Source organism: Pseudomonas sp. FG36, assembly GCF_057809275.1.
On record NZ_JBMDJQ010000012.1, the window covers coordinates 86,398 to 110,395 of the forward strand.

Consider the following 23,998-nt stretch of genomic DNA (forward strand, 5'->3'; position numbering starts at 1 on the left):
CTAGGTTGCTGTATCGCGCAACAGAAGCTGGCGCCAACGGTCCTGTTCGCTGGCCGCTGCCTCGACCGCAAACAGGTACTTCCCTGCCACGCGACTGGCGACTGGCACCCCGTCGCGGTACAGCAGCCGATTGCCCGCCACCGCCGGCACTTTCGTCCCCGGCAGCAGTGTGCCGACCAGGTTCAGGGGGTCGCAGCCGCTGACTACCACCAGTTCCCCGCCTGGCGCTCGGTTGCGCACCTGGCGCAGCAACCCTACCGCTTCGGGCAGGGCGAACTGCTCGCCCGCCAGCCCGGCAATGAAGCGCCCCCCGCGGATCTCGCCTCGCGCCTCGAGACGCTGATAGCAGCGCAGCAGTGCGCGCCACGGGGGCAGCACATCGCTCTCGCGCTCCAGCAAGCGCCAGCACACCACGCCATAACGACGCAGCAGGCTGCGGGCCACATGTTCCAGGCGCTGGTCGCTGTCGACGGTGGTGGCCGAGCGGCGCAGCAAGGCCCAGCGCCCGGCATGGACCATGCTGCTCGACAGTGCAGGGTGCCCGCGCCGGCTGGTGCGCGGCCTGCGCCTGGCCGCCGGGCTGATGAGGCTGCGCAGGCCGCTGAAACCGTCGGCGCTGGCCAGGCCCGAGCCCACCAGTTCCTGCAGCGCCGATTCCAGTTCGCTGGGCAGCAGGTGGGCTTCATGGGCCAGTTCGTCGAAGAACAGCGCCCCTTGCTCCTGCAAGGTCTGCAGGACCCGCTGCGCGCGGGCACCCAGCTGTTCGAGGTCGGGCGCGGGGGTGAGGCTGCGCCACAGCCCCAGGTGTTCGCGCGGCAGCAGCACCAGGGGCGTGCTGGCCAGGGTGCTGGCCGCCAGCGTCGCGGCCAGCCGACTCCAGGACCACTGGCCGCTGCGGCAGGCCTCATCGAGCCAGTGGGGGCTGTAGTCCTTGATTCGCGCTGGCAGCAGGTCGCCCTCCCAGGCCCCGGCGGCGACGGGAAAACCTTGCAGCTGGGCGAGCACCTCGGATACCGCCTGCGGCCCACGCAGGCGGGTTTCGCCGCTCACGTGCTGCCAGTCGAACAGGAAGCGCAGGTAGTCCTGCAGGCTGACCGGTTCGATCTCCTGGCGCAGGCGTTTGACCGTGTAGCGATGAATGCGCGCCAGCAGGTGCCGTTCGCACCATTGCAGGCGCGTCTGGCCGGGACTGAAATGGCCACGCATCACGAGGCCCTGGCCCTCCAGGCGGGCCAGGGCCTGTTCGCAGTCGCCGGCCTTCAGCGCCAGAGGTGTCGCGATCTGCTCCAGCGTCATCGGGCCAAAGCCATCGAGGCGGCAGCGCAGCAGTTCGGTGAGGGCGGTATCGCTGTCGACGGGGACGTCATAGCCCGGCAACAGCGGCATGTCCGGTTCCAGGCGAGCATCCGGGTACAGCGTCAGCAGCGCCTGCTGGCGCTCGCGGGCCAGCCACAGACGGTGTTCGCCCGTACCCAGGCGACAGGCCCGGCCCGCCTTGGCCAGTTGCTGCAACAGGTCGCGCCAGGCGCCATTGGCATCTACTTCGTGCTCGGTTACGGCCCCCAGGCTCATCAGCGCCTCATGCATTTCGTCGGGGTTGCGAGCCTGGGGCCAGGCTTCGGCCTGCACCGCGACAATGGCGTCGGCGTCCAGCGCGCCCAGGTCGTCGGCGCTGTGCACGTCGCTCCAGCGTCGGTTGAGCACGGCCTGGGTGCGTCGCTCTTCCAGCGGCGCGTCGTCGAGGAAGGTGTAGGGGCGGGCATTGAGTATCGCCGAGGCCAGCGGTGAGGGGGCCGGCAGTTCGCGACAGAGCAGGTCTACTTCACCGCGCTCCATGCGCCGCAGCAACGCCAGCCAGCCCTCGCTGTCCATGGCTTCGTGCAGGCAGTCGTCTAGGGTCTGCTCGACCAATGGATGATCGGGGATCTGCCGCTCGCCGACGATGTTCTCCAGGCAGGCGAGCTGGTCGGGGAACACCGAGGCGACCAGGTCCTCGCTCTTCATGCGCTGGATCTGCGGCGCCACCTTGCGACCGCCCACGTAACGCGGCAGGGCCATGGCCACCGCGGCATTCCAGCGCCAGCGCACGCCGAACAGTGGGGCGTCGAGCAAAGCCTGGATCAGGATCGTTTCGGCACTGCGGCTGTTCAGGTAGCGCCACACCTCGTCCAGGTCGAAACTGTGGCTGGTGGACAGTGACAGCACGATGGCGTCCTCGCTGGCCGCCGCCTGCAGTTCGAAGTTGAAGGTGCGGCAGAAGCGCTTGCGCAGGGCCAGGCCCCAGGCGCGGTTGATACGGCTGCCAAAGGGCGAGTGGATGATCAGCTGGGTGCCGCCGGACTCGTCGAAAAAGCGCTCCATCACCAGCGTCTGCTGCGAGGGCAGGGCGCCGAGTACCTGCCAGGTACGGCCGAGGTAGTCCAGCAGTTGGCTGGCGCAAGCTTCGTCCAGTTCATAAGTCGCCTGGAGCCAGGCCTGCACCTGTTGAGCGTCGCCGTCCTGCAATCGTTGGTCGAGACGCTGCTGCAGCCGGGCTACCGCAGCAGACAGCTCGTCACTGCGCCCAGGCGCCTCGCCGAGCCAGAACGGAATGGTCGGTGGCAAGCCGTGCGCGTCCTCGACCCGCACCCGCCCAGGCTCGACGCGCTGGATGCGGTACGACGCGTTGCCCAGCTGGAAGATATCGCCGGCAATACTTTCAACCGCGAAATCCTCGTTGACGCTGCCGATGTTCAGCGCCTGGGGTTCCAGTAGCACCGCATAGTCGGCCGTCTCGGGAATGGTGCCGCCGCTGGTAAGCGCGGTCAGCTGGCTGCCGCGACGCCCACGCAGTGTGCCGTTCACCGCATCGCGGTGCAGGTAGGCGCCACGCACCCCCTGGCGGCCGTTGTAGCCCTCGGCGAGCATGCGCAGCAAGGCCTGGTAATGGCCCTCGTCCAGCTCGGCATAAGGCGTGGCCTGGCGCAGCAGGTCGAACAGCGCGCGTTCGGACCACGGCTGGTTGCTGACCTCGGCGACGATCTGCTGGGCCAGCACGTCAAGCGGCGCGTGAGGGATGTGCAGGGCGTCCAGCTCGCCCTGGCGCACGCAGTCGAGCAACGCCACGCATTCGATCAGGTCATCCCGCGAGGTGGGGAACAGGCGGCCCTTGGGGATGCCCTCGACCTGGTGGCCGGAGCGTCCGACCCGCTGCAGGAACGCGGCAATCGAACCGGGCGAGGCGATCTGGCAGACCAGGTCGACATCGCCGATATCGATGCCCAGCTCCAGCGACGCGGTGGCCACCAGCACCTGCAGTTCGCCGGCCTTGAGTCGCTGCTCGGCGACCAGGCGATGTTCCTTGGCCAGGCTGCCGTGATGGGCGGCGACCACATCGTTGCCCAGGCGCTCGCCCAGGTGGCGCGTCAGGCGCTCGGCCAGGCGTCGGGTGTTGACGAACACCAGCGTGGTGCGATGCTCGCGGGCGAGGACAGCGAGGCGGTCGTAGACCAGGCTCCAGACATCGGTGGCCATCACCGCGCCCAGTGGCACAGGCGGCACTTCCAGAGCCAGGTCGCGTTGGCGGACATGACCGATATCGACGATGGCGCAGGGCCGTCCATGGCCCACCAGAAACTGCGCCACGCGCTCCACCGGTCGCTGGGTCGCAGACAGGCCGATACGTCTCAAAGGTCGGCCAGCGAGGGCCTGCAGGCGTTCCAGGGTCAGCGCCAGGTGGCAGCCACGCTTGTTGCCGGCCAGGGCGTGGATCTCGTCGACGATCACCGTGTGCACACTGGCCAGCCCCTGGCGACCGGAGGCCGAGCCCATCAGCACATACAGTGATTCCGGCGTGGTCACCAGGATGTGCGGCGCCAGCTTGCGCATGGCGGCGCGCTCCTTCTGGGGCGTGTCGCCGGTGCGCACGGCAGTGGTGATGCGCGGCGCCTCGAGGCCGAGTTGTGCGAACTGCTGGCCAATACCCGCGAGCGGGGCGTCGAGGTTGAGGCGAATGTCATTGGACAGCGCCTTGAGCGGCGACACATAGACCACCTGGGTTTGCGCGGGTAGCTCGCCGCCCTGTTGCAACCCTTGGCGGAACAACTCGTCGAGCACCGCGAGGAAGGCGCTGAGGGTCTTGCCCGAGCCGGTCGGCGCGGCCAGCAGCATCGACTGGCCAGCATGGATCAGCGGCCAGGCGTCGGCCTGGGCTTCGGTGACGGTGGCGAAGCGTTGGCGGAACCAGGTGGCGACGGCGGGGTGGAACAGGTCGAGCACCGGGTGCAGGGGGGCGGGCAGGTTCATGGGTTGGTTATGGCGGGTAAGCAGGGGAATGGCAAGGGGCCGTTCGTCTGCCTGTTCTGGCCCTGTCGAGTACTCGTGGGAGCGGCGGTTCGCCGCTGCGACTTGTCCCGCGACAGGGCCCTGTCAGGTATCCTGCGCAACCTCAGCAAACCGAGTGTCCAGCATGCCCAAGACCATCCGAATCGCCGCCGCCCTGCTCATTGACTCCCAGGGGCGGACCCTGCTGGTACGCAAGCGCGACACCCTGGCCTTCATGCAACCGGGTGGCAAGATCGACCCGGGCGAGTCGCCGGCTCAGGCGCTGGTGCGTGAGCTGCACGAGGAACTGGGGTTGCGCGTAGATCCCGCCCAGGCCGTCCACCTGGGCCGCTTCAGCGCCCCGGCTGCCAACGAGCCGGGCTTCGAGGTACAGGCCGAACTGTTCCGTGTCGAGTGCCACGAGGCCGTTGTCCCAGCGGCGGAAATCGAAGAGGTGACCTGGCTGGCCGTCGACCAGGCGAACACGCTGAACCTGGCGCCGCTGACCCGCGACCTGATCCTGCCGCTGTGGCGCGCAGGCCTCAACGCACCGCGCTGACCCCGTCGAGGGTGGCGAACGAGGTGTCCTTGGCGGTCAGCAGGAAGTCACGCATGTACGGCGCATCGAGCATGTCGGTGCGCACCGCCGCGTAAAGGGTGGCGAACAACCCTTTGTCGCCCAGTCGTTTGCCCTTCACATAACCCCGCGAGCTGTACTCGTGCAGCGCCCAGTGCGGCATCCCGCACACGCCCCGGCCGCTGGCCACCAGTTGCATCATCATCACCGTCAGCTCCGAGGTGCGCACCGCGGCCGGCTCGATGTCGGCCGGCTCCAGGAAGCGGGTGAAGATGTCCAGGCGGTCGCGCTCCACCGGGTAGGTGATCAGGGTCTGGTCGAGCAGGTCCTCGGGCACGATGAAGGGCTTGCCGGCCAACGGGTGCTGGTTGGCCACGGCGAGCATGGCTTCGTAGGTGAACAACGGCACGTAGGTGATGCCGGCCAGGTCCACCGGGTCGGAGGTCACCACCAGGTCGAGGTCGCCACGGGCCAGGGCCGGCAACGGGGCGAAGGCAAAGCCCGAGGCCAGGTCCAGCTCCACTTCCGGCCAGGCGTCACGGAACTGGTCGATGGTCGGCATCAGCCACTGGAAGCAGCTGTGGCACTCGATGGCCATGTGCAGGCGCCCGGCGGTACCACCGGCCAGGCGGGCGATATCGCGCTCGGCCCCCCGTAGCAGCGGCAAGGTGGCGTCGGCCAGTTGCAGCAGACGCAGGCCGGCGCTGGTGAAGCGGATCGGCTTGGTCTTGCGCGTGAACAGTGGCAGGCCCAGGCGCTCCTCCAGTTCCTTGAACTGGTGGGAGAGCGCCGATTGCGTGAGGTGCAGCCGCTCGGCGGCCTCCACCAGGCTGTCAGCTTCGCGCAGGGCATGAAGGGTTTTCAAGTGGCGTATTTCCAGCACGACGATGCTCCAGCGAACAGCAGGCTTAGATTGATGGGGTGTTGAGTTTCCCTCATGTTGGTGGTGTATGTCGATGCACGATAGACGGGGCCCGGTCCGGGCCCCTGCTGGAATCAATAGGATGCCGCGAAGTGCTTGCGGGCTAAGGGGCGTGCCAGCTCGCCTCGCCAGATCTGCTCGATGTGACTGTCCTGCCATTCACGCCCCAAGTGGCGTTGGGCGGCAGTCTTCAGATGGCCCTTGATGAACTTGTCGAATAACGCGCCTTCCTTGTCGAAATGGAAATGGGCATACCAGAGTGGCCGTGGCTGCGTCAGGCGTGTGTCGAGCACCACGAACTCCTGCAGAAAGTCCCTGCGGCCATCGACGGTTCGTCGCAACTCTACCAGCCCACCTACCTTCTCGATGCGAACCAGCCCTTCTTCGAGCAAAAACTCTAGCTGTGCGCCGTTAGGTTGGCGCGTGCCCAGGATGTAGTCCACGCGCAGTGCCCTGCCTTGCCCCGTGACTTCCCGAGCGGCGTCGCGCAGCCGGTAAACCAGGCTGTCGTCACTTGCCTGATCGGCGATTCGCGAGGCGAGGTAGTCCAGGTCGGTTGCCTTGAAGAGCATGAGGTCTTCAAGGCTCGCGCCGTTCATGCCTTGGTCGGCGTACCGCTGCACCTTGCGGCGATACGCTTGCAGCTCATCCAGTTGGCGTCGAGCCTCGCTTTGCAGCTCTGCGAGGCTCACGTTGCGAGCCCTGGCAGGTGACGTGTCGGGGTTGGTCAGGGTGAATTTGCCCGAACGATCCTGATGATAGATCTCGGTGCGCCCATTCACACCGGTGATGCGGTAGACATTGGCGCTGTGCAGGTCGGGCTCGCCGACCAACAAGCGGTTATCGGTCGTCTCGAATACCCGCGGTTGGACAGTGCCTTTCTTGGGAGGCTGCAGCGAGGGTTTGGTCTTGTTGAGCAGCAGGCTTCTGAAGTGTTCTTCATAGGCCAACAGTGATGATCCCAAGCGCTGCGCGCTGGCAGTGTCGATGAATGGTTCGTAGCTGCTCTGCCAGTAGTTCAAATGGCGACGGAAGCGCTCGGAACATTGCAGTGAGGCCGTCACGATGCTGTTGCGCTGCGCGGCGGATGCCCTGGTCTCGCCCAATTGATGCAGGGCATACATCGCACGGTCGAGTTCGGTGCGCGGGTCTTTCATCAAGAATTGCAGGCGGATGCCGCCGCTGCTCAAGGCTTGCCCTGGTTTGAGCACGAGCGCGGTCAGTTGGGCAACAGCCATGTAGTTCAACATGGCTTCGCCAAAGGTGTTCAGGGTTTGGTCAATGGTGTTGAACAGATCGCGCTGATCGCCGACCTGTTTGACCTGCCTGCGCCAGGACTTCAGCTGGCTGACTTGCTCACGGATGTCGTCGACGGCGGCGAGCGCCTCGACTCGGGCTCGTCTCATCTCCTTCTTGTATTCTGAAACCTGCTGAAGGATGAGTTGCCGCCGCATGTCGTCGAGCTCGGGTACGAGTTCGAGGGAATTTTGATGGAGAAGGTGCCTGAGCTGGTCGATTTCGTCCAGCGCGTGATTGAGCTGAAAACGGGCGTCGCTGGTCAGGCGTTGACGACCGTTGCAGATGAGTATGGCCAAGTCGTTGGCCTGATCCTGGGCCCGTTTGCGCATACGCCCGGCGGAAACCTGCTGGAAGGCTTGGCAGTCCCCATGGATCCGCTGTGCGTCGGCAAGCATGGTATTCAACGTGGTCGTCAATGACACGTCGAGTTGCCCGTGTTGCTCGAGGGCGTGCTTCATCTGTTGGTTTAGCTGGTCGGTACGCGGCTGTAACTGACGCATGTCCCGAGTGATGCTGTCACGCAGGCGGTTGTGCTGACGATAGGCGTGGTCCCGCCACCAGCGGGGCAGGCGCTCACGTATTGCGGCGGGCCAGAGGGGGTCGAGGGTGTCGGCGATATGCCCGAGGGCTTGTCCGCCACCGACACCTGCGCCTCGACGGTGTACACCATAGAGGGCGAAATGGGTGTCCCACTCGCCCTGTTCGTCTTGGGCGATAGCGCGCTTCCAGGTGTGTCGGGCGTTGCCGTCCAACTGCCAGGTGCGGGTGGCCGCGTCCCAGCTTACCTTGTAGGGGGGGTCGGCGATCAGGATGAAGTTACCCTGCGCGTGTCGATAGATACCTCGATACATGCCGTGATTGGCGGGTCGCAGGCCCTCCAGTGACAGGGGTTGGTCATGCTCCAGTCCGGAAAAACGCTGGGTGCTGCGATGAATCGGCTTACTCAGGCTTGGCCCGCTTGTGCCTTGGTGCAGGCTTTGCAGTCGAGGCGATCTGATTGATCGACGTATCGCGGCGCCATTGACGCCGACACCTCCACCAAGCGTGTCCGTTGCAATATCGATCAGCGATACCAGCAAGTCGTTGAAGGCCTGCAAGATATCGGCGGTCGAGCCTGTGGATAGCGCCTGGACCACCTCTGTCGCACTGACGAATGCGTCGTAGACGCTGACAGGCAGCCCCAGGAACGGTATTGCTCCCAGGGCGATCTTGAATCCAATGAGCACACCTGCGCTCTGCGCGGCTAAGTGCTCGAAATACAGGTCCAGATTGGCGCGTGCTGTCGCACGATGACGCATTACCAGGCGGCCGCGGTGCGCCGCGAGCAAGTGCGCGGCCAGTGATGTGGTGGATGGCCAAGGGGTACCTACACCGATCATGCCGTCGAAGCGGCGGGTGCGCGCTTCACGCAGGCGTGCTCGGTGGGCGTTCGGGGTACCGCTCAGCGCCCGGCTGACCAGATACTCGTCAGTGTCATCGAACAGTGCCTGGCGCGCTTGCTCGAGGTTGTCGTACTGGCGTAGCACCTGGGTCGGATGATCCGGTCGATAGAGCAGCGTTACCTGGCTGATACGATCCTCGATGAAGGTAACGCCGGAGAGTGTCGTGGCGTGTTCTTCGGTGTCTTCGCCACCTGCCGTGAAATGGGCCGGCAACAGGCGAATATCATGGCCATCGACTTGATAGGCCGCTTGGCTGTCGGCATCGATTGCCACGGACAGGATTTTCTGGCCGGCGCTGCTCAAGTGCCCGCTCTGGTGAAGCAGCAGACTCTGTAGCGCCAACATCAGGCGATAGGGTGCCAGCAGGCACTCGCGGCGATAAGCCTGCGCATGCTCGGACTCGGCTGCATTGTCGAATGCGCCATGCAGGGTCGATTCGTAGTGTTTGCCGAGGTCCAGGCTGTGGGCCAGGCCTAGCAGGTAATCGCGATCAAGACCTTGGGCGACCGACGGGGCAAGTGGCTTGCCGTCGGCGCCTTTGGGCTTGACGAAGCTGAGGCGCTCCAGCATGGCGCTGTCGATGTTGTGCAGCATGAGCGTTACCAGGTCGATGTCCTCGGTCTCCTCGCTCGCCGTCAATACAGGCTTTGTGGGGGGCCCTGGGGTGCCTCCGCCAGCGATCGGATGGTTGCGCCAACTTACCGAAACCGGGAGTTGCAGCTGAATTAACCTGCCATCGAAGTCGTCGAAGTCTCGTCTCAGCGCTTTTGATACCAACCGCTGGCAGAATTGGGTGCGCTCGGGCAGGTCGCGTTCGATCAACTCCTGGCTGTCGTGCAAGGCCGCGAGGTAATCGTTGGCCAGGACGGTGAACGCTGCGCGGGTATCCTCAGCCATTCGCGCAAAGGCGGTCGCTGTACTGCCCAGGGTGACCGCCAGCTGTTCCTGACGGCGGACGAGGGCCGATGCCACCTCCCGGGCTTCGTGCCAGGGAACCTGCAGCTGTTGGCCCAGGCTCTGGCTTGCCTGCGGCAGGCTGGACGCCGCCGCCTCGATACCCCTCTCATCCTGTAGTGCCTGCCGGGCTCCATGCGCTCGAGCCAGTTGGGTATTGAGGGCATGGGCCAGACCATCACCGTATAGAGGCTCGAATCGCAGGGACAAGGTAGCATCGTGCTGGCCCAGATACCCGGCGAGCGCGGCCAAGTCGTCACAGGGCAACATGCCTCCCGTCTCGCCGCACCAGTACAGAATGAAAGGCTGGCTGGTGTCCGGGGTGCCGAGCAGGGTACGCCTGCTTATGACGATTGCTTCGTACAAGACCTGCTCTTGGGCGCTGCCCGCAACGGCGTCCGGACTCGATTGCAGCACGGGTGAAGACGTCAGCACGCTTGCATCATCTTGTTTGAACAGCGCTTCAACCAAGTCGAAGGCCGCAGGTTCCAGCTCTCTCAATAGATACTGGATGCGGGCATGGGCGAGCAGGGCCTGGCGATGGGCCCGCAGCAGCGCGGGGGAGGCAGTGACCGGGTGGGCATCGGAGTGCCATTTCGCCGACGCCAGGATCGCGTCGATCTGTACTTGGGCGTCGCTGCGTGCGGCAAGCAGGATGTCTTGTTGTTGCCGGTATACCTTCGACTCGTGCTCGGAAAGTTTCGCCAGAGCGTCCAGTTGCCGTTCGACAAGTTCGACGCGTGTCGACCAGGGAACCTCGTTGCCGAGCCGGCCGAACTCGAACAGGGAGGGAGGGCCGCGTTCGTCGCGCTGAGCGGTTTCCAGCGCGAATGGCATGGCGAAGATGCCCGGGGCACGCCAGCTGGCATGGAGCAGGTCCGCGGGCACTAGCGCGGTGGTCGCGTCGATGACAGTTGCGCCCGGGTCATGGTCAAGGGTCGCGAGGAGCTGGTCGCTCAGGTTGTCGAACAGGCCATCGAAACCTTGGTCGATCGAGTCCAGTGAGTTGAAGGCGGTTGGCCCTGGCGAAATCGGCAGGGCAGCCTCGAGTGCTTCACGTGAAACGTGATAACTCAGTACCTCGGTTCTACCAGGCGAATAGAGGGTATACCCCGGCTCGCCCTCGATGCTGAAGACCAGCGAGCCTGGGGCACTGGCGGGGGCTTCGATACACAGCTGTCGTTGATCGATGCGTAGCCACTCAGGGTTGTCCATGACCGCCAGGACTGGCCGTAGAGCCGCTGCCGAGGGATCGCTGGCGAACGCGATGTCCACGGCGGCTTCGAGGTGACGTCGGTATTGCGCGCGTGCATGTTCCTTGCGACTCAGGGGCGTCCCCGTGGCGCGGTCGCTCCAGTAGCGGGTCCAACCCTGGCGCACGAGGCTAGCGAGATCCAGCTTGGCGAGGCGCTTGAGTAACTGGCTGGGCAGCAGCCGCAGCGACGCGGGGTTGCCGGTGATGCGTGCGCAGGTATCAAGCATGGGGCTGTCGGCATGGTGTTGGGCCCAGGCCGTTAATCGGACAAGGTCGATGTGGTATGACTGCCGCGCCGTTTCAATCAGCAGACCCACCTCCTCTGGGGCGACGGCGAGCGTGTCCTGGAGCCAGGCAGCGATGACCATCCGCACGCTGGGTGCATGGTGCAGCAATGTGTCGAACTTACATCGCAGGTCCTCGCACTTCTCCCTGGCCCGTTGAACCACCGGCATGTCCGGGGGAACGGCATCGAGGGCCAGGGGGGGCAGTGAAAAGGGAGGGAGAGGCAGTGTCTGTTCAATCATCGAGCGATCCTTCATAAGAGTGGCCGAAACGGACAACGCTATTGAAGGGGCAATGGAGGCCAGTAGGTCGTAGTTAGTTACCGCGTCGACCACCCGGCAAAATTCATCAAATTGTCATGGTTTTGTGGCAGCACTCTGGCAGTAAGTTCATCAGACTCGCGCTCTACTGGGGATTTGCATTCTGGTGTTTCTTTCATGCGCGTTTTCTTTCTTTTCTTCCTTCTATTGCTGAGTGTGCCGGCGAGCTTCGCCGAGGGCCGTTGTGACGTCCATGCGCCGGTGCAACGGGCCGAGCTGGGCGAGCTGAGCCTGGTTTACCAGAGCGTCGGTGCGCCCCGTGACCCTGCGCTGCTGTTGGTGATGGGCCTGGGCGGACAACTGATCCACTGGCCCGATGATGTGGTCGAGGCATTGTGTCGCCAGGGTTTTCGGGTAATCCGTTACGATAATCGCGATGTCGGCCTGTCGCGCTGGAACCAAATGCCGGCTTCGGCGAGCCTGACCATCGAACTGCTGCGTTACAAGCTGGGGTTGCCGGTTGCGGCACCCTACAGCCTGACGGACATGGCCAATGACGGCGTGCGCCTCATGGATGCCCTCGAGATTCGTCAGTTTCACGTGCTGGGGGTAAGCATGGGCGGCATGATCGCCCAGCACATCGCCGCCATGGCGCCGCAGCGGGTGCGCAGCCTGACCCTGGTGATGTCCAGTTCAGGCGCCGTCGGCCTGCCGACGCCGGCCCCGGCGCTGGTGCAACTGCTGGCGCGGCGCAGCGCGCCGAGTCGGGAAGTGGCCATCGAGCAGCAGGCCGACTTGTTGGCGGCGTTGGGCAGCCCCGAGGTGCACGATGAGCGTGCCGTACTGATCGAGCAGGCAACCGTGGCTTATGACCGGGCGTTCAACCCGGAGGGTGTCAAACGCCAGATCATGGCGATCATCGCCGAACCCAGCAGGGTTGCATTGCTCAACCAGCTGCGGGTGCCGACGCTGGTGGTGCACGGGACCGCCGATCCGTTGCTGCCGGTGATGCATGGGGTGCATCTGGCGGCGCATATCCAGGGTAGCCAGTTGCGCCTGATCCCGGGGTTGGCGCACCGGTTCCAAGAACCGTTCAAGGCGCCGCTGCTGGGGGCGGTACTGCCTTACCTGCAAGCGCACCGGCAGGACGTGACGCATATCGCCGGGCTCTAGGGTTTCAATGCATCCGCACCCACAGGGTCACCAGCACGGTCGCCGCCACCAACCAGGCCACCGTGGCCAGGGCCAGCGAGGCCTCCAGGCGCATGCGCTCGACCAGCAGGTACAGCGTGGCCAGGTACACGAAGTAGGGAATGATCGACCACATCCCGAACAGGATGGTGGTCTTCAGGTCTGCCAGTGAACGGCCCTTGCCGACGATGTAGTGGGCAATCAGGGCGAAGGTGGGAAACAGCGGTACCAGACCGGCGATGTAGTAGTTGCGGGTCTTCGACAGAATCGCCAGGAGCACCACCACGCCGGCGCCCAGGGCCGCTTTGAATACCAGGTCCACGTTGTCTTTCCAGGTTCGGGTTGCAGGTCAGCCGAGGCCGTATTTCTTCACTTTGTCGAATAGCGTGGTCTTGGCCATGCCCAGTTCCTGGCTGGCCTGGCTGAGGTTGCCGCCTGTGCGTTGCAGAGCATCGCTGAGCAGGTTGCGCTCGAATGCCTCCACCGCTTCGGCGAAGCCAAGCCCCTGGCTGGCGCCGGCACTGGTGCCCTTCTTGAACGCGGGCAGGCCCAGGGCATGGCGCTCGGCGACGTTGCGCAACTCGCGCACGTTGCCTGGCCAGTCATGGGCCATGAGCTGCGACAGGGTCTGGCTGTCGAGGGTCGGTGCTTCGCGGTCGAAGCGCAAGGCCGATTGCTGCAGGAAGTGTTCGAACAGTTGCAGGATGTCCTCGCGACGTTCGCGCAGTGGCGGCAGCTCGAGGGTTACGACGTTAAGACGGTAGTACAGGTCGCTGCGGAACTGGCCGCTCTGGCCCAGGGTGGCGAGGTCGGCCTTGGTCGCGGCGATCACCCGGCAGTCCACCGGGATGCTCTGGTTCGAGCCCAGACGCTCCAGGGTGCGCTCCTGCAGCACGCGCAGCAGTTTGATCTGCAGATTGATCGGCATGCTCTCGACTTCGTCGAGGAACAGCGTGCCGCCGTTGGCGTGCTCGATCTTGCCGATGCGGCGCTTGCCCGCGCCGGTGAAGGCGTTGGCTTCGTGGCCGAAGATCTCGCTTTCGAACAGGTTCTCCGGCAGGCCGCCGCAGTTCAACGCCACGAATGGTTGGCCCTGGCGCCGGCTGAAATCATGCAGGCAGCGGGCGACCAGTTCCTTGCCGGTGCCGGTTTCACCTTCGATCAGCACGTTGGCCGAGGTATCGCCGACGTTGGCGATCAGCTCGCGCAGATGTTCCATGGCCGGCGAGCGGCCGATGATGCGGCCTTCCAGGCTGCTCTGCTCGGCCAGCTGGCGGCGCAGCGCGAGCACCTCGCGGGACAGCCCGCGTTGCTCCAGGGCGCGGCGCACCACATCGACCAGGCGCTCCGGCGAGAAGGGCTTTTCCATGAAATCGTAGGCGCCGTTGCGCATGGCGCCGACGGCCATGTCGATATCGCCGTGGCCGGTGATCAGCACCACCGGCAGGCTGCGGTCGCGGGCCTTGAGGCGGTTGAGCAGCTCCAGGCCATCGATGCCCGGCAGGCGGATATCGCTGACGACGATGCCGGCGAAGTCGTCGCCGATGCGCTCGAGGGCCTGCTCGGCGCTGCCGACGCCTTCACAGGCGATATCTTCCAGGGCCAGCGCCTGCTGGCAGCCGAGCAGCACGTGCGGATCGTCTTCGACGATCAGGACGGTGAGAGGTGCTTGATTCATAGAGGCTCAGCCAATTCGCTAGGGGGCGTGACCAGGGGCAGGGCAAGCACGAAAGCAGTGCCGCCACCGCTGGGGTGTTCGACGCTCAGTGTACCCTTGGCCGCGGTGGCAAGGCTTGCCGACAAGGTCAAGCCGAGGCCCAGGCCATGCTCGCCCGGTTTGGTGGTGAAGAAGGGTTCGAACAGGTGCTTGCGCGCCTCGGCGTCGATGCCGTGGCCATTGTCGAGCACCCGCAGGCGGTACTTGTCGCCCTGGACTTCGCCTTCGAGCCACAGTTGCGGCAAGGGCTGGGTGGCCATGGCGTCGAGGGCGTTGCCGATCAGGTTGACCAGGATCTGTTCCAGGCGGGTCTGGTCGATGGCCAGCAGCGGGTCGTCGAACTGCCGGTGCAGTTGCAGGTGGCAGGCACTGATGCGGTTGGCCAGCACCTGCAACGTGGCTTCCACGGCCTTTTCCAGCGAGGCCTGGCCGCTGTCGTCGCCGCGTCGGGCAAACGAGCGCAGGCTGGCGGTGATACGGCCCATGCGATCGATCAGGTCGTTCATGGTGCGCAGGTTGGCGCTGGCGGTTTCCAGCGCGCCGCGTTCGAGGAAGCGTACCGTGTTGCCGGACAGGGTGCGCAACGCCGCCAGCGGCTGGTTGAGTTCGTGGGCGATGCTGGTGGACATCTGGCCGATGGCCGCCAGCTTGCCGGCCTGGACCAGTTCGTCCTGGGCGTGGCGCAAGGTCTGTTCGGCATGGCGGCGTTCGCGGATCTGGCCCTTGAGGCGTTCGTTGCTGGCGCGCAGGTCGGCGGTGCGCTCGGTGATCTTGCGCTCCAGCTGGCTGTTGGCCTCTTCCAGTGCCTCGCGGGCCGCCAGGCGGGTGGCGATCACTTTGCGTCGCTCATTCCAGGCGATGGCCAGGATCGCCAGCAGGGCGAATGCCACCCCGACCAGGATGCCCTGCACCATCGACTCGCGGCGCAGGTCCTGCAAAGGGGTAAGCAGGGTGAAGTGCCAGGGCGTGTCGGCCAGGCGCCGGGTCTGGGCCAGGTAGGAGACGTCGCGCTGCTTGCCGTGCTCGGTCTCGCTGTTGGCCGGGAAGGTCAGCTTCTCCACGCCATCGGCGAGGGTTTCCCGGGCCAGCGGTTGCAGCTCGTTGAGCGGCCACCAGTAGTACTGCAGGCTGCGCGCCAGGCGTTCCTTGATCTGCGGGTTGAGCGGGCGCACCGATTTCAGGCGCCGGGACGGGTCGCTGGAGAGGATGATGATGCCGTTCTCGTCGCTGACGAAGGCCTCCAGGCGGGCACGCTGCCAGCGCTCCTCGAGGGTGTCGAGGCGCACCTTGATCACGGCCACGCCGATGATCTTGCCGTGTTCCTCCAGGCCGTGGGCCAGGTAGTAGCCAGCCTCGCCGGTGGTGCTGCCGATACCGTAGAACCGCCCGGGTTCGCCGCGCACGGCGACCTGGAAGTAGGCGCGAAATGCCAGGTCCTCGCCGAGGAAGGAGTCGGCGTCGCGCCAGTTGCTGGTGGCCTGGACCCGGCCATTGGTATCGAGGACGAAGATCGCCCGGCTGCGGCTGCGCCGGTTCAGGCCTTCGAGGTATTCGTTGACGGCCTGGCGGTCGCCGGCGTCAGGGTCGGTGAGCAGGCGCGAGACGCTGTCTTCCAGCTCAAGCAGGCTGGGCAGGTAGGTGTACTTGCTGATTTCACTTTCGACGGTGCGCGCATGCAGCTCCAGCTGGCGCTCGCCGTTTTCGCTGAGCGTGCGGATGCCGTTGCTTTCGCTGATCAGGAAGCCAGACATCCCTAGACCGACCATCAACAGGATGACCAGGGGCGGGACGAGCAATTGGCGAATCAGGCGGGTTTTCACGGTGGGCTGGGCGGGGCGAAGGAGCGAAGGGTCGCATTTCATCACAGTGGCCTTGTCACGACCAGCTTCCGCTGCCCGGCAAGTGGCCGGGCAGCGTCACTGTGGCCGACTTAGTGTTGCAGGATCTTGCTGAGGAAGTGCTGGGTACGTTCGTGGCGGCCTTCGGGGTTGCCGAAGAAGTCTTCCTTCTGGCAGTCCTCGATGATGTTGCCCTTGTCCATGAAGATCACCCGGTTGGCGACCTTGCGGGCGAAGCCCATCTCGTGGGTCACGCACATCATGGTCATGCCTTCGTGGGCCAGTTCGACCATCACGTCCAGTACTTCGTTGACCATCTCCGGGTCCAGCGCCGAGGTCGGTTCGTCGAACAGCATGACGATCGGGTCCATCGACAGGGCGCGGGCGATCGCCACGCGCTGCTGCTGGCCGCCTGACAGCTGGCCGGGGTGCTTCTTGGCGTGGGCGCCAAGGCCGACGCGGTCGAGCAGGGCCAGGCCCTTCTTGGTGGCTTCGGCCTCGCTACGGCCGAGCACCTTGCGCTGGGCGATGGTCAGGTTTTCGGTGATCGACAGGTGCGGGAACAGCTCGAAGTGCTGGAACACCATGCCCACCCGCGAACGCAATTTCGGCAAGTTGGTCTTCGGGTCGGCGATGGAGGTGCCATCGACCACGATGTCGCCTTTCTGGAACGGCTCCAGGGCGTTGACGCACTTGATCAGCGTCGACTTGCCCGAGCCGGACGGGCCGCAGACCACCACCACTTCACCTTTCTTGACCTCGGTGCTGCAGTCGGTCAGTACCTGGAAGTCCCCGTACCACTTGTTGACGTTCTTGATGGAAATCATACGGCGATCCTTTTTTGCAGGCGCTTGACCAGCCAGGAAGCGGAGAAGCTGATGAGGAAGTAGACGACACCGGCGAAGATCAGGAACTCGTGGGAGCGCCCGATGATGTCGCCGTTGGCGCGGGCCGAGTTGAGGAAGTCGATCAGGCCGACGGTGTAGACCAGCGAGGTGTCCTGGAACAGGATGATGCTTTGTTGCAGCAGCAGCGGGGTCATCTTGCGAAACGCCTGGGGCAGGATGATCAGGCGCATGCACTGGCCGTAGCTCATGCCCAGCGCTTGCGCGGCGCCCATCTGGCCCTTGGAGATCGACTGCACGCCGGCACGCACGATTTCGCAGAAGTACGCCGCCTCGAACATCATGAACGCCACCACGCAGGAGGTGAACGCGCCCACGGGGGTGTCTTCACCGGTAATCCAGCGCAGCACGAAGGGCACCGCCAGGTAGAACCAGGTGATCACCAGCAGCAGCGGGATGGAGCGGAAGTAGTTGACGTAGGCGCCGGCGACGTTGGCCAGCAGCTTGCTCGACGACAGCCGCATCAGGGCCAGGACGGTGCCTAGGGCGATACCGCCAACCACACCCATGACCATCAGTTGCAGGGTCAGCAGCATGCCGTCCCACAGGGCGGGCAGCGCGGGGATGATTTCGCTGAAATCCATTTCCATTTACTTGCCCCCCACGGAAATCAGGCCAGGCACGGCGACTTTCTTCTCGACCATGCGCATGAGCAGCATCAGGCCCATGTTCAGGGTGAAGTAGATCAGCGTGGCCAGGGTGAACGCCTCGAACAGGTTGGCGGAAAACTCGGCGGTCTGCTTGGTCTGCGCCAGCAGCTCCATCAGGCCGATCAGCGAGGCCACCGAGGAGTTCTTGAACACGTTCAGGAATTCCGAAGTGAGCGGCGGAATGATGATCCGGTAGGCCTGGGGCAGCAGCACGTTCATGTAGATCTGCGGCAGGCTGAAGCCCATCGCGCGCCCGGCCGACTCCTGGCCGCGGGGCAGCGCCTGGATGCCGGTGCGCACCTGCTCGCAGACACGGGCGGCGGTGAACAGGCCGAGGCAGATGACCACGCTGATCAGCGCCGAGGTGGTCGGGTTGAGGTCCTGCTTGAACCACTCCTGCAGGCCTTCGGGCAGCAGGTCCGGCACCAGGAAGTACCAGATGAACAGCTGCACCAGCAGCGGTACGTTGCGGAACAGCTCGACGTAGGCGGTGGCGATCCCTGACACCAGACGATTGGGTACGGTACGCATCACGCCGAGCAGCGAGCCCAGCAGCAAGGCGATGATCCAGGCGGAGATGGCGATGGCGATGGTCCAGCCCAGGCCGGTGATGTACCAGTCCAGATAGGTTTCGCTGCCCACGCCGGTGGACTTGAAGAACACGCCCCAGTCCCAGTTGTAATTCATCGGGATTTCCCCTCAGACGGTTGTTTCACGGGCACCTCGATACATCCGGGGGCGTTCGACGCCCTCGGATGTAAAGGTTAGACACTAACTAGGTGGCCTGTTGGATGGATTCGCGCGGATGCGCTTCAGGCCACTATTTGCTGGAGGTCAGGACTTCTTCTCGTCCGCGGCCTTGTCGGTCGGCTCGGCGATCAGCTTCTTCAGTTCGTCGCTCATCGGGAACTGCAGGTTCAGGCCCTTTGGCGGAATTGGCTGCTGGAACCACTTGTCGTAGCTCTTGTTGACTTCACCCGACTTGAAGTAGGCGACGATGGCTTCGTCGACCGCTTTCTTGAACGCAGCATCTTCCTTGCGCACCATGCAGCCGTAGATTTCGTACGACTGTGGCGTGCCGGTGATGACCCAGTCGGCAGGCTTCTTGGCCTTGGCCATTTCACCGGCCAGCAGGGCGTCGTCCATCATGAAGGCCACGGCGCGGCCGCCTTCGAGCATGTTGAAGGCTTCGCCGTGGTCCTTGGCGGAGATCACGTTCATCTTCATCTGCTTGTCGGCGTTCATCGCCTTGAGGATGCGCTCGGAGGTGGTACCGGCGGTGGTCACCACGTTCTTGCCGGCCAGGTCCGGGAAGTCTTTATAGGATGGCTGGCCATCCTTGACCTTGGTCAGCAGGCGGGTGCCGACTTCGAAGATGCCCACCGAGAAGCCGACCTGCTGCTGGCGCTCGACGTTGTTGGTGGTGGAGCCGCATTCAAGGTCCACGGTGCCGTTCTGCACCAGCGGGATGCGGGTTTGCGAGGTGACCAGGTTGTACTTGACCTTGATGTCGGTGCCCAGTTGCTTCTTCAGGGCTTCGACCACAGCGAGCTGGATGTCGTGGGAGTAACCCACGGGCGCAGTGCTGCCTGCCAGGTAGGAAAACGGAATGGAAGAGTCGCGGTGGCCCAGGGTGATGGTGCCTGAGTCCTTGATCTTCTTCAGAGTACCGGTCAGCTCTTCAGCCATGACCGGCGATGCGATGACAGCGGCCGCGATGGCGGCGCCCAGCAATTGACGAACGATGCGCATCAAATTTTCCTCGACGTGTTTGTTTTTTTTATGGAGCCGTTGGCGGACTCTTTCGTTCAACGAATACAGCATGAAGCGGGTGCATTCGGCTACCAAGTGTAGAGCATGACTCGTGCCAAGGCTGGATGTCGACCGTGGCGACCTGTGTTCGTGCGGGTTTGTCGGTTCCAATTGATCTTGGTGGTGTTCGGTAATCCGAACGAATCCCTGGAAATCTATTCGGTTATCCGAATAAGTGTCTTTGCAGATAACCTCTAGGGCGTAATTATGCAACGCGTTGGATAAACCGTGTCGTGCTGTGCTGGTCTTTTCGCAAGGAGATGTCAGCGCATGAGCGACACACAGCCTACGATCCACGTCATCGACGATCTAATTGCACAGCGCTTGCCAGCGTGGCTGCTTGATCATGCGCAGCCGCAAAGGCTCGATGGTCTGCGTAAAGCACTACACCGCCAAGAGGATTGCAATGCTCGCCTTTCCCCTATCTTGCAGGGTATCCCCACCCTACATACTTTCGGCGCAGGGTTGCTGGAGGAGAAGCTGCGCCAGATGGGCGTGAGCAATCCCGATGTGAAGTACGCCGTTGTGCGCTTGTCCGAACGAGTGACTTTGCCTACTGCGGCGCCTGCCCTGCCGTTGCCCGGGTATGTTCGTCGCACGAAACGATCACTTCTGGCCGCGGCGCTGCATAACTATCATCGCAGCGAAACGCGTCCGGGATTTCTGCGCAAGGGCGAACTGATCGACCGTCGCGGTAACCGCCTGCCAATAAGCTTCCCAGCTTTTGCCGCCGTATGCCGTGAGGTGGACGTGGGTGGCAAATATCAGACTTTGCTTGAACAGCACCTGGAGCCCGATGGCAAATCGGGGCATGCCACCTTGCGTGTGCATGCGCTGGTTGAACAGAGTTTCAAGGCTCACTTCGAGGTTGCCATGCGCATGGCGGCGTTCAAAGGCGATATCGATGAACGCACTTACCTATTGATGCTGCCTGAAGTTGCCGACAAGCCGGTTGTGCCTGCCGTGACTGGAAGTGTCAAGCAGCGCCAGTTGTATATGTTGGGACGCCTGGTCCACGGCGTGCTGACACTGGAAATCCGGGCAGCGATCAATGATTCGCTGGAGTCGGTGATCCTCTGGGTGCCCAATGATCCACAAGCGCCGGTGACCCGTCACGCTGACTGGGGAGCGCTCAACCGTTATCTGGGTGAGCGGTTTCGCAATCCGTCGTATCGCAGGTTTTTCGCACGCTTCATTACCGAACGCGAGCGTGTCAATTTCTACCGGGTGCTGGAGGCGCGCGTCGGTGAGGCGCAGACGGCGGGCGTGGAGCTCGATACCCGTCACGCATCGCTGACCGTAGCGCCGTTCCAGCACCTGCGCTCGCAATTCCTGGCCAAGATCATCGATGACGCCAAGGTGCTCGCCGTGCCCACTGGCGTTGAAGATAGTGAGGATCGAGAGGCACGGCTGCAGGGCTATCTGGAACTGGGCTTGGACCTGTTGAACGTCGCCAGCTTCTTTGTGCCGCTCTTGGGGGAAATGCTTCTTGTGGCTAACGTCCTGCAGATTGCCGACGAAGTCTATGAAGGCTACCAGGATTGGCGTATTGGCGACCGTGAGGGGAGCATGAATCATCTGTTCAACGTTGCGGAGAATGTGGTCCTGGGGGTGATGATTGCCGGGGGAAGCAAGGTAGCAATGCGTGCTGTGGAACGCGTCGCCTTTGTGGATGAACTGGTACCGGTGCGCAACTCTGCCAGTCAAGTCAAACTCATTGCTGCGGAACTGCCAGGGTACCAGGCTGAGCCGAGGCGTGGCGTTGGTGCCCAGGAGTGGCTCTGGCATGTCGACGAGAAGTCTTACCGGGTGGTTCAAGGGCAGCACGATGAAGCCTCCAGGATTCACCACCCAGGCCGTGCCAGCGCTTACCGGCCGTTGGTCGAGCAGAACGGCAGCGGAGGTTGGCGACATGAGTTGGAATCTCCCCAGCTCTGGGCCGGGAAGGCCAATCTTGTTCGTCGCCTGAGTGCGCACCTGGCGGAGCTGCCAGAGGCCACATGCGAGTACCTGCTCCAGGTGACTGGGCTGACAGAGGCGCAGGTCCGCCGATTGCATGTTGAGCATGCGGGCGCCCCTGCCCGTTTGCTGGATGCCCTGGAGCTGCATCAGGTCCACGCGTCGCATCCGGATTTCAGTGCTGCGCGGCTGGCCCAGCACATTGCGCGGCGACAAACACGCCCGAATGGCATCGAGCGCTTGCTGCAGCGAAACTTTCAGGGCCTTTCGGCGCGTTGTACGCGTGAGGTCGTACAGCAAGCCACTGGGGCGCAGCTTGACCTGCTCAGCAATGAACAGCGTATTCCACTGGCCGTGGCGCAGCGCGCACGCTGGCTGCAGCGCGAGAGTCGCTTGGACAGGGCTTGTGCCGGACTGCGTCTGTCCGGTTGTGTCAACGTCGATACCGAGCGACTGGCGCTGGGCTTGCTCAGCCGTCGTTTATCCTTGCCGGACGACTGGCATATCGAACTGCGCGATGGCAGCTCTAGCGGACGGATTCTAGCCAGCATTGGTGAGGGGGATGATGTGCGCTTTATCGTCCGGCGACTTGACGGCTATCGCTACGGTGATCAAAAGACGTCCGTCACTTACCTGGGGGCACTCCTGGCAGCGCTGGACGATACCCAGAAAATCGAGCTCGGCGATGCCGCTGTGAGTCCAGCCGCTTTGGGCTATTTCCTGGCTGAGGCAGCTTTTGCCGATCGGATGCAGGCCGCTGAACTCTGCGGCATGGCGCGTCACGGCGCCGGCCTGCGTCCACCTAGCCGACTGGGTGACGGGCGCCTGGGCTATCCGCTGAGCGGGCGAGGCGAAAGCAGTCGTCGCGCCATCGGTCGCGGCATTCAACAAGTTTTTCCGACACTGACCGACGAGGAGCTGGAGGCCTATCTGCTGGACCTTGCGGCGCGGCGGGTGGGGTTGTGGGAACACTACAGCCAGCTCACGGAGCAGCTCGCTCACTTGCGCGATAGTTTGCGCCAATGGCGCCGAGATGCCGGCAACCCACTCGAGGCCCTGCGCCGCCGCCGGGTCGCTACCGCGCTGCGGCGCAGCTGGCGACGCAAGATTACCGACTTGGCGGGTGATTATGTGCTGGTCATCGAAGGTGAGCGGGTTGGCAGCCTCCCCGACTTGCCCGACGGCGTGCGTTACGATCACGTCCGTCGCCTGGTGTTGAGTAATCTCGGGCTGACGGAAATTTCTGCTGATTTTCTCCGGCGTTTTCCCAATCTGGTGGAACTTGATCTATCCGGTAATCACCTTGTTGCCATTCCTCAGGGCATTGACGAGATGCCGCGTCTGAGGCACCTGAACTTGCGGGACAACCGGATCGTCATGGATGAAGCCGGTGAGTTGCGCCTTGCCCGAATAAGTGCGCTGCAGCGCCTGGACCTGAGTCACAACCCGCTGGGCAGGGCACCGGTGTTGACGCGCCTTGCCAACCTGCGCGAAGTGAATCTGCGTTCTGTTGGTTTGGAAATGTTCCCGGAGCGGATCTCGTTCCGTGCGTATGTGGACCTGCGCGACAACAATATTCGCGAACTGCGTCGCGAGATTGAGCGTTTGCGATTGCAGGTGCGGCAGCTGTCGCTGCATGACAATCCGCTGAATGAATCCGCCGAAGCGTTACTCGATGAAGCAAGGGGCACTTCTCCAGGACGATGGGGCTCGGCTTCCGCGAGTCACCAGCAGGTCGACGGCGATCTGTTCGAAACCTTGGCTGGCAGCGCAGTGGCGACGGAACGGGATGCTTATATGGCGACCTGGACTGCATTGCACCAGGAGTCCCAGTCGTCCGGCTTGTTTCGGTTCCTGGCCGACTTTGTCCGCTCCACGGACTATGAATCGCACCCCGGACATTTTCGCGGCCGCATCTGGCGAATCCTGCAGGGCTGCGAGCAGTACGAGCAGTTGCGCGAGCGCCTGTTCCTCGAGGCATCCGGCCCACGTAGCTGTGAAGACAGGCTGTTGTTGGTTCTTGAGCAACTGGAGCTGGGCGTCACCGTGGAGCGTGCCGTCGAGGATGCTAGAGGCAATCAGATCGAGGCTCGGTTGCTCGGCCTGGGGCGCGGGCTATCTCGGTTGGATGAGGTCGATCGTCTGGCTTCGCTGCACCTGCGCCAGATGCGCAATGAGCAGGTCCCGCTTGTCGATGACATCGAAGTGAGGTTGTTCTACCGTCAGCGGCTTGCGCGTGCGCTGGGACTGCCGATTGAAATCGACGACATGCATTACCCCGGTTTTGCCAATGTGAACACCAGCGATCTGATAAGAGCGCAAAATCAGGTGTTGAAGAATGAAACGGCTGAAACGCTGATCGCTTCACTGGCGCAGAGGCCGTTCTGGGAGCGTTATGTGCGGGAGTTCTATGCCGAGCGTTTCGAGGAAATTCTGCAACCGTTGCATGCGCGCTTCGAGGCATTGCAAGCGCAGGTGGATGGGGAGGTGATCAACGAACAGGAGTTCATCGACCGTTATAAGGCATTGAGAGAGAGTTACGAACGTAGCGAGCGGGCGCTGATCGAACGCCTGGCACGGGAAGCCCATGACCGTTGGAGGGGCACCCCCCCCTGAGTATCCTAGGGGAG

13 protein-coding genes are annotated in these 23,998 nt (G+C 63.6%); 3 read left to right on the top strand and 10 right to left on the bottom strand.

Annotated features, from left to right (window positions below; genetic code table 11):
- Positions 1-4,284, bottom strand: a complete 4,284-nt coding sequence (locus ACODS9_RS11925) for an Lhr family helicase (protein ID WP_489093953.1) — start codon at positions 4,282-4,284, stop codon at positions 1-3.
- Between the two features lie 163 nt (positions 4,285-4,447).
- Here ACODS9_RS11925 and ACODS9_RS11930 point away from each other — a divergent pair, with 163 nt between their 5' ends.
- Positions 4,448-4,861, top strand: a complete 414-nt coding sequence (locus ACODS9_RS11930) for an NUDIX hydrolase (protein ID WP_367858103.1) — start codon at positions 4,448-4,450, stop codon at positions 4,859-4,861.
- Here the strand turns inward: ACODS9_RS11930 and metR are convergent.
- Together metR and ACODS9_RS11940 are read right to left on the bottom strand one after the other, a co-directional pair.
- Positions 4,845-5,762 (bottom strand): transcriptional regulator MetR, encoded by a 918-nt coding sequence (gene metR, locus ACODS9_RS11935; RefSeq protein WP_401110883.1) that lies wholly within the window; start codon positions 5,760-5,762, stop codon positions 4,845-4,847. The genes ACODS9_RS11930 and metR overlap by 17 nt on opposite strands.
- A gap of 113 nt (positions 5,763-5,875) precedes the next feature.
- Positions 5,876-11,278 (bottom strand): hypothetical protein, encoded by a 5,403-nt coding sequence (locus ACODS9_RS11940; protein WP_489093954.1) that lies wholly within the window; start codon positions 11,276-11,278, stop codon positions 5,876-5,878.
- A 195-nt stretch (positions 11,279-11,473) separates the two neighbouring features.
- Between ACODS9_RS11940 and ACODS9_RS11945 the strand changes: the two genes are divergently transcribed.
- Entirely contained in the window at positions 11,474-12,469 is a 996-nt protein-coding gene (locus ACODS9_RS11945) for an alpha/beta fold hydrolase (protein ID WP_489093955.1), read from the top strand.
- A 4-nt stretch (positions 12,470-12,473) separates the two neighbouring features.
- Here ACODS9_RS11945 and ACODS9_RS11950 read toward each other — a convergent pair whose 3' ends face one another.
- From ACODS9_RS11950 to ACODS9_RS11980, 7 genes are all read right to left on the bottom strand, one after another.
- Positions 12,474-12,809 (bottom strand): GlpM family protein, encoded by a 336-nt coding sequence (locus ACODS9_RS11950; RefSeq protein WP_046854439.1) that lies wholly within the window; start codon positions 12,807-12,809, stop codon positions 12,474-12,476.
- Between the two features lie 27 nt (positions 12,810-12,836).
- The gene (gene aauR / locus ACODS9_RS11955; protein WP_046854440.1) at positions 12,837-14,165 is read right to left on the bottom strand and encodes a two-component response regulator AauR; all 1,329 of its coding nucleotides are present in this window, start codon (positions 14,163-14,165) and stop codon (positions 12,837-12,839) included.
- On the bottom strand, positions 14,162-16,066 hold the full coding sequence (gene aauS / locus ACODS9_RS11960) for a two-component sensor histidine kinase AauS (protein WP_367858108.1): 1,905 nt from the start codon (positions 16,064-16,066) through the stop codon (positions 14,162-14,164). The genes aauR and aauS overlap by 4 nt, the downstream gene beginning before the upstream one ends.
- Positions 16,067-16,134: 68 nt before the next feature.
- Positions 16,135-16,869, bottom strand: a complete 735-nt coding sequence (locus ACODS9_RS11965) for an amino acid ABC transporter ATP-binding protein (protein WP_038706667.1) — start codon at positions 16,867-16,869, stop codon at positions 16,135-16,137.
- Complete coding sequence (locus ACODS9_RS11970; RefSeq protein WP_023629013.1) at positions 16,866-17,537, bottom strand: amino acid ABC transporter permease; 672 nt, start codon at positions 17,535-17,537, stop codon at positions 16,866-16,868. The genes ACODS9_RS11965 and ACODS9_RS11970 overlap by 4 nt, the downstream gene beginning before the upstream one ends.
- Complete coding sequence (locus ACODS9_RS11975) at positions 17,538-18,284, bottom strand: amino acid ABC transporter permease (RefSeq protein WP_011532507.1); 747 nt, start codon at positions 18,282-18,284, stop codon at positions 17,538-17,540.
- A 147-nt stretch (positions 18,285-18,431) separates the two neighbouring features.
- Positions 18,432-19,349: a glutamate/aspartate ABC transporter substrate-binding protein gene (locus tag ACODS9_RS11980; RefSeq protein WP_401110872.1), complete on the bottom strand. Its 918-nt coding sequence runs from the start codon at positions 19,347-19,349 to the stop codon at positions 18,432-18,434.
- Positions 19,350-19,679: 330 nt separating this feature from the next.
- On the opposite strand from ACODS9_RS11980, the gene ACODS9_RS11985 reads away from it, so the two are divergent.
- Positions 19,680-23,984: an NEL-type E3 ubiquitin ligase domain-containing protein gene (locus ACODS9_RS11985; RefSeq protein ID WP_489093956.1), complete on the top strand. Its 4,305-nt coding sequence runs from the start codon at positions 19,680-19,682 to the stop codon at positions 23,982-23,984.
- Positions 23,985-23,998 lie beyond the last annotated feature (14 nt).

What these genes read in the sequence shown, in the direction of transcription:
- ACODS9_RS11930 (WP_367858103.1), top strand. Translation starts at nt 4,448, where the DNA reads ATGCCCAAGACCATCCGAATCGCCGCCGCCCTGCTCATTGACTCCCAG.
- aauR (WP_046854440.1), bottom strand. Translation starts at nt 14,165, where the DNA reads ATGAATCAAGCACCTCTCACCGTCCTGATCGTCGAAGACGATCCGCAC.
- ACODS9_RS11945 (WP_489093955.1), top strand. Translation starts at nt 11,474, where the DNA reads ATGCGCGTTTTCTTTCTTTTCTTCCTTCTATTGCTGAGTGTGCCGGCG.
- ACODS9_RS11965 (WP_038706667.1), bottom strand. Translation starts at nt 16,869, where the DNA reads ATGATTTCCATCAAGAACGTCAACAAGTGGTACGGGGACTTCCAGGTA.
- aauS (WP_367858108.1), bottom strand. Translation starts at nt 16,066, where the DNA reads ATGAAATGCGACCCTTCGCTCCTTCGCCCCGCCCAGCCCACCGTGAAA.
- ACODS9_RS11980 (WP_401110872.1), bottom strand. Translation starts at nt 19,349, where the DNA reads ATGCGCATCGTTCGTCAATTGCTGGGCGCCGCCATCGCGGCCGCTGTC.
- ACODS9_RS11985 (WP_489093956.1), top strand. Translation starts at nt 19,680, where the DNA reads ATGAGCGACACACAGCCTACGATCCACGTCATCGACGATCTAATTGCA.
- ACODS9_RS11975 (WP_011532507.1), bottom strand. Translation starts at nt 18,284, where the DNA reads ATGAATTACAACTGGGACTGGGGCGTGTTCTTCAAGTCCACCGGCGTG.
- ACODS9_RS11970 (WP_023629013.1), bottom strand. Translation starts at nt 17,537, where the DNA reads ATGGAAATGGATTTCAGCGAAATCATCCCCGCGCTGCCCGCCCTGTGG.
- ACODS9_RS11925 (WP_489093953.1), bottom strand. Translation starts at nt 4,284, where the DNA reads ATGAACCTGCCCGCCCCCCTGCACCCGGTGCTCGACCTGTTCCACCCC.
- ACODS9_RS11940 (WP_489093954.1), bottom strand. Translation starts at nt 11,278, where the DNA reads ATGATTGAACAGACACTGCCTCTCCCTCCCTTTTCACTGCCCCCCCTG.